Origin of the sequence: Xenophilus sp. (genome assembly GCF_044462705.1) — a bacterium.
Classification (GTDB): domain Bacteria; phylum Pseudomonadota; class Gammaproteobacteria; order Burkholderiales; family Burkholderiaceae_C; genus Xenophilus; species Xenophilus azovorans.
On sequence record NZ_JBIQNC010000289.1, the window covers coordinates 1 to 4,823 of the forward strand.

Annotated in this window: 5 protein-coding genes; all 5 read left to right on the forward strand. The window is 72.0% G+C overall.

Annotated features, from left to right (window positions below; all coding sequences use genetic code 11):
* Positions 1 to 76 precede the first annotated feature (76 nt).
* Positions 77 to 484, forward strand: a complete 408-nt coding sequence (locus tag ACIY1X_RS24860) for a 5-carboxymethyl-2-hydroxymuconate Delta-isomerase (RefSeq protein WP_038213213.1) — start codon at positions 77 to 79, stop codon at positions 482 to 484.
* Between the two features lie 7 nt (positions 485 to 491).
* Entirely contained in the window at positions 492 to 1,295 is an 804-nt protein-coding gene (hpaH, locus tag ACIY1X_RS24865) for a 2-oxo-hept-4-ene-1,7-dioate hydratase (RefSeq protein ID WP_399685935.1), read from the forward strand.
* Positions 1,296 to 1,302: 7 nt separating this feature from the next.
* Positions 1,303 to 2,124, forward strand: a complete 822-nt coding sequence (locus tag ACIY1X_RS24870; RefSeq protein ID WP_399685938.1) for an aldolase/citrate lyase family protein — start codon at positions 1,303 to 1,305, stop codon at positions 2,122 to 2,124.
* 9 nt (positions 2,125 to 2,133) lie between these two features.
* Complete coding sequence (gene ilvD / locus ACIY1X_RS24875; protein WP_399685941.1) at positions 2,134 to 3,882, forward strand: dihydroxy-acid dehydratase; 1,749 nt, start codon at positions 2,134 to 2,136, stop codon at positions 3,880 to 3,882.
* Between the two features lie 30 nt (positions 3,883 to 3,912).
* The coding region (locus ACIY1X_RS24880; protein WP_399685944.1) for a Bug family tripartite tricarboxylate transporter substrate binding protein at positions 3,913 to 4,823 on the forward strand (911 nt) is incomplete at its 3' end.

Sequence of the window (4,823 nt, forward strand, 5' to 3'; positions counted from 1 at the left end):
CGCCGACCGCCCCACCATGAGCCCGCGCCCCAGGCCCCCGGCCACGGCGCGCGCCTCCAACGCTGAACACACTGCCATGCCCCACCTGGTCATCCTCTACACCCCCAACCTCGAAGCCCGCACCGACATGACGGCCCTGTGCCGCACGCTGGCCGACGTCATGCTCGAACAGCGCGACGAGGACGGCCGCCAGGTCTTCCCCACCGGCGGCACGCGCGTGCTGGCCTTCCCGGCGGCGCATTTCGCCGTGGCCGACGGCCGGGACGACTACGCCTTCGTCTACCTGAACCTGCGCATGGGCACAGGGCGTTCCGATGCGGTGAAGCGCAAGGCCGGCGATGATCTGCTGGCCGCCGTCCGCGCCCACTTCGCCCCCATCTTCGACCGGCAGCTCATGGGCTGCACGCTGCAGATCGACGAGAGTCCCGGGCAGGTGTACGACGGCAAGCACAGCAACCTGCACCCCCTTTTCAACAAAGGCTGACCCCGCGATGCTCCCCGCCTCCGCCATCGAACAGCTGGCCGCCGAACTGCACGAGAGCGAGAAGTCGCGCGTGCAGGTCGAGCATTTCTCCAAGCGCTTCCCCGACATGACGATCGAGGACGGCTACGCCGTCTCGCGCGCCTGGGTGAAGCGCAAGCTGGCCGAGGGCCGCACCGTCAGGGGCCACAAGATCGGCCTGACCTCGCGCGCCATGCAGGTCTCCAGCCAGATCGACGAGCCCGACTACGGCACGCTGCTGGACGACATGTTCTTCGAGAGCGGCGGCGACATCCCCTTCGAGCGCTTCATCGCGCCGCGCATCGAGGTGGAGCTGGCCTTCATCCTCGGCAGGCCGCTGAAGGGCCCCGGCGTGACGCTGTACGACGTGCTGGCCGCCACCGACTGGGTGGTGCCGGCCATCGAGATCATCGACGCACGCATCGAGCAGTTCGACCGCCACACCAAGGCGCCGCGCAAGGTCTTCGACACCATCTCCGACAACGCCGCCAACGCCGGCATCGTGACCGGCGGGCGCCCCGTGCGGCCCGACGCGGTGGACCTCCGCTGGGTGTCCGCGCTGCTGTTCAGGAACGGCGTGATCGAGGAATCGGGCGTGGCCGCCGCGGTGCTCAACCACCCGGCCAACGGCGTGGCCTGGCTGGCCAACAAGCTCGCCCCGTGGGACGAGCACCTCGAAGCCGGCGAGGTGGTCCTGGGCGGCTCCTTCACGCGGCCCGTCAACGCGCAGCGCGGCGACACCTTCCATGCGGACTACGGCCCGCTGGGTTCCATCAGTTTCCGTTTTACCTGAAACCACCATGAAGACCCCCGAGAACCTGTTCAAGAAAGCCCTGGCCGAGCGCCGTCCGCAGATCGGCCTGTGGCTGGGCCTGGCCGATGCCTACAGCGCCGAGATCTGCGCCGGCGCCGGCTTCGACTGGCTGCTGATCGACGGCGAGCACTCGCCCAACGGCCTGGCCAGCGTGCTGGCGCAGGCGCAGGCCATCGCAGCGTACCCCGATTCGCACGCCATCGCCCGCGTGCCGCTGGGCCACGGCGACGCCGGCACGGCGCTCATCAAGCAGTACCTCGACCTCGGCGTGCAGACCCTGCTGGTGCCGATGGTGGACACCGCCGCGCAGGCCGAGGCCATCGTGCGCGCCACGCGCTACGCGCCGGCCGGTGTGCGCGGCATGGGCGGCGCGCGCGCCTCGCGCTGGGGCCGCTACACCGACTACGCCACCGCCGCCAACGCGCAGATCGGCCTGCTGGTGCAGGCCGAGACGCGCGAGGCGCTGGACAACCTGGACGCCATCGCCGCCGTGGACGGCGTGGACGGCGTGTTCATCGGCCCGGCCGACCTCTCGGCCTCGATGGGCCACCCTGGCAACGCAGGGCACCCGGACGTGCAGGCCGCCATCGCCGACGCCATCCGCCGCATCCGCGCGGCCGGCAAGGCCCCCGGCATCCTGACGCCCGACGAGGCGCTGGCGCGCGAGTACCTGAAGCAGGGCGCGCTGTTCGTCGCCGTGGGGCTGGACACGAACCTGCTGGCCCGCGGCACGGCCACGCTGGCCGCCCGCTTCAAGGGCGACGGCAGCGCCGCGCCGGCCCCGGCAACGCGCGGCGCGACCTACTGACCTGCGCGCATGACCGACCCCACGAAGAAGACGGCCCTGCCGCCGCGCTCGGCCACCATCCACACCGGCACCATCCGCGCCACCACGCGCGCCTTCCTGCGCGCGCTGGGGCAGGACGACGAGGACATCGCGCGGCCGCACGTCGGCGTGTTCCACACCGGCGGCGAGATGAGCCCGTGCAACCTCAACCTGCGCGAGCAGGCGCAGCACGCCAAGACCGGCATCTACGCCGCCGGCGGCACCCCGCACGAGTGCCCAGTGGTGTCGGTGAGCGACGGCCTGACGATGGCGCACTCGGGCATGCGCTTCTCCCTCATCTCGCGCGAGCTGATCGCCGACAGCGTCGAAGCCTCGGTGCGCGGCCACCAGTGGGACGGCATCTTCGCCATCGGCGCCTGCGACAAGAACCTGCCGGGCCTGATGATGGGCATCGTGCGCTGCAACGTGCCGGGCGTGTTCGTGCACGGCGGCGCGGCGCTGCCGGGGCGCATCGGCCCGCACGGGCGCGACCTGAACGTGGTCGACACCTACGAGACCATCGGCAAGCTGCTCGCCGGCGAGGCCACGGCGGAAGAGCTGGAGACGATGAGCCGCGCCTGCCTGCCCACCGCCGGCTCCTGCGCGGGCCAGTTCACCGCCAACACCATGGGCATGGTGAGCGAGGCGCTGGGCCTGGCGCCGATCGGCTCCAGCATGGTGCCGGCCGTCTACAGCGAGCGCGCCCCGCTGATGCGCCGCGCCGCGAAGCAGCTGATGCGCGCCGTGTCCGCCAGCCTGGAAGGCGGCGGCCCGCTGCCGCGCGACATCGTGACGCGCAAGGCCCTGGAGAACGCCTGCGCCGTGGTCTGCGCCACCGGCGGTTCGACCAACGCCGCGCTGCACATCCCCGCCATCGCGCACGAGGCCGGCATCCAATTCCACCTGGACGACGTGGCCGAGGTGTTCGCGCGCACGCCGCTCATCGCCAACCTGAGTCCCGGCGGCAAGTACCTGGCGCGCGACGTCTACAGCATCGGCGGCGCCGGCGTGGTGCTGCGCGCGCTGCTCGACCAGGGCCACCTGCACGGCGACGCGCTCACATTCACCGGCCGCACGCTGGCCGAGGAGCTGGCCGGCTGCGCCGAACCCGACGGCGAGGTGGTGCGCCGCGCCGGCGAGCCGATCAGCCCCGACGGCGGCCTGACGGTGCTCAAGGGCAACCTCTGCCCCGACGGCGCGCTGCTCAAGACGGCCGGCCTGAAGACGCTGGTGCACGAGGGCCCGGCCCGCGTGTTCGAGAGCGAGGAAGAGGCGCAGGAGGCGGTGCAGAACCGCCGCTACCAGGCCGGCGACGTCATCGTCATCCGCAACGAGGGGCCCAAGGGCAGCCCCGGCATGCGCGAGATGCTGGGCATCACCGCGCTGCTGTACGGCCAGGGCATGGGCGACAAGGTGGCGCTGCTGACCGACGGGCGCTTCTCCGGCGCCACGCGCGGGCTGTGCATCGGCTACGCCGGGCCCGAGGCGGCGGCGGGCGGGCCCATCGCGGCGCTGCGCGACGGCGACCGCATCGCCATCGACGCGCGCCCCGGCGCGCGCAGCATCACGGTGGCGCTGCCGGCCGAGGAAATAGTGATGCGACTGAATCAAAAAGCGGGTGTAAACGAGGGGGTGCCCCGCGGGGGGCTGCTGGAAAAATACGCGCTCACCGTGCGGCCGGCGCACCAGGGCGCGGTCACCCACTCGGGGGCCGTGACCTGGCTGCGCGACGCATCCTGAACCACCCCATCCAGACGGAGACCCCTCGCCATGATCCACCGCCGCCATCTGCTGCAAGCCACCGGCGCGTCCGCCCTGCTGGCCGGCCTCGGCCAGCGCGCCTTCGCCCAGGCAGGCATCGAGACCGCCACCATCGTCACCGGCTTCGCCGCCGGCGGCACCTCCGACACCATCTGCCGCCGGGTGGGCCAGAAGCTGCAGCCGGACTACGCCAAGGCGGTGGTGGTCGAGAACCGCACCGGCGCCGGCGGCCAGATCGCCATCCAGTACGTCAAGGGCCGCCCGGCCGACGGCGCGACGATCCTGCAGACGCCGACGTCGATGCTCACCATCTACCCGCACATCTACAAGAAGCTGCCGTACGACCCGGTGGCCGACCTGACGCCGGTGAGCGTGGGCTGCGTGTTCGACTTCGGCTTCGCCGTCGGCCCCGCGGTGCCGGCGGAGGTGAAGTCGGTCAAGGACTTCCTGGCCTGGGCCAAGGCCAACCCGGCCGGCGCCAACTTCGGCTCGCCGGCCGCGGGCTCCACGCCGCACTTCGTCGGCGCGCTGATCGGCAAGAGCGCCGGCGTCGAACTCAAGCACGCCGCCTACCGCGGCACGCAGCCGGCCATGCTCGACCTGCTGGGCGGCAACATCTCGGCCGTCTCGGGCCCGATCGGCGACATCACGCAGCACCTGCAGTCGGGCAAGGTGCGCATCCTCGCCACCTCGGGCGAGAAGCGCAACCGCTTCGCGCCCGACGTGCCCACGCTCAAGGAGCAGGGCATCGACATGGCGCACAGCGAGTGGTTCGCCTTCTTCCTGCCGGCCAAGGCCTCGCCCGACGTGGTGGCGCGCCTGAACGCCGGCATGAAGGCCGCGCTGGCGCACAAGGACGTGATCGACGGGCTGGGCACCTTCGGGCTGGAGGCGATGTCCTCCTCGCCCGCGGAGCTGGC

Bases quoted from the DNA above. Each gene is read 5' to 3' on its own strand.
- hpaH (WP_399685935.1), top strand. From the start codon at position 492: ATGCTCCCCGCCTCCGCCATCGAACAGCTGGCCGCCGAACTGCACGAG.
- ilvD (WP_399685941.1), top strand. From the start codon at position 2,134: ATGACCGACCCCACGAAGAAGACGGCCCTGCCGCCGCGCTCGGCCACC.
- ACIY1X_RS24860 (WP_038213213.1), top strand. From the start codon at position 77: ATGCCCCACCTGGTCATCCTCTACACCCCCAACCTCGAAGCCCGCACC.
- ACIY1X_RS24870 (WP_399685938.1), top strand. From the start codon at position 1,303: ATGAAGACCCCCGAGAACCTGTTCAAGAAAGCCCTGGCCGAGCGCCGT.